The 650-nt window shown below is 63.3% G+C and carries 2 protein-coding genes; both read left to right on the top strand.

The annotated features are described in order from the left end of the window. Positions 1-215 precede the first annotated feature (215 nt). Entirely contained in the window at positions 216-473 is a 258-nt protein-coding gene (gene grxC / locus AC1DWF_RS35465; protein ID WP_476843143.1) for a glutaredoxin 3, read from the top strand. A 94-nt stretch (positions 474-567) separates the two neighbouring features. Then, positions 568-650: DUF1178 family protein (locus tag AC1DWF_RS35460; protein ID WP_476843144.1), on the top strand; the 83-nt coding region annotated here is incomplete at its 3' end.

Genomic DNA, 650 nt, shown 5'->3' with positions numbered 1-650 from the left:
CTTAACTCTCCGTCAACCTCGCCGTGGCATTCTGGTGGCCGCACTAGGAGGTGCCCATGCCCTTCGACGGAGTATCGCCGCCGCTGCGGTCCGAGGGCGCGGTTTCCTGATCGGGCTCTTTGGCGTGCTGGGCTTCGCGCTCGGCATGGCCGTCCTGATGCAGGAGCTTGCGTGGTGACTTGAAACCTGCGGCCAGGAACCTTCTTATTGAGGTCATGGCACAGGTCGAAATCTACACGCAGGTCTTCTGCCCCTATTGCGACAGGGCCCGCGCCCTGCTCGAGAAGAAGGGCATCGAGTTCCAGGAATTCGATGCCCCACGCGGCAGCCAGGCCCGCAAGGACGCGACGGAGCGTTCGGGTGGCCGCACGACCGTTCCGCAGGTCTTCATCGACGGAAAGTCGATCGGCGGCTCGGACGAGCTCTCCGCGCTGGAGCGCGCCGGCGAGCTGGACGCCCTGCTGGCGGCGTGAAAAATACCCATCTTGTCAAGGCGCTCCAGGACTCCCCATGTGAAGCCGAGATGACCGGTTGCCATCACGGCCCATCCGGTCGAGGTTCAMGGGAATGATCCGCTTTTCACTTCGTTGCGAAAACGACCACCAGTTCGAGAGCTGGTTCAAGGACGGCGCCGCCTATGACCGCATGGC

Source organism: Aminobacter sp. P4_D5, from assembly GCF_056401815.1.
Note: the sequence above shows the minus strand (reverse complement) of the source record. Positions and strands in the feature narration are given on the sequence as shown.

What these genes read in the sequence shown, in the direction of transcription:
- grxC (WP_476843143.1), top strand. Translation starts at nt 216, where the DNA reads ATGGCACAGGTCGAAATCTACACGCAGGTCTTCTGCCCCTATTGCGAC.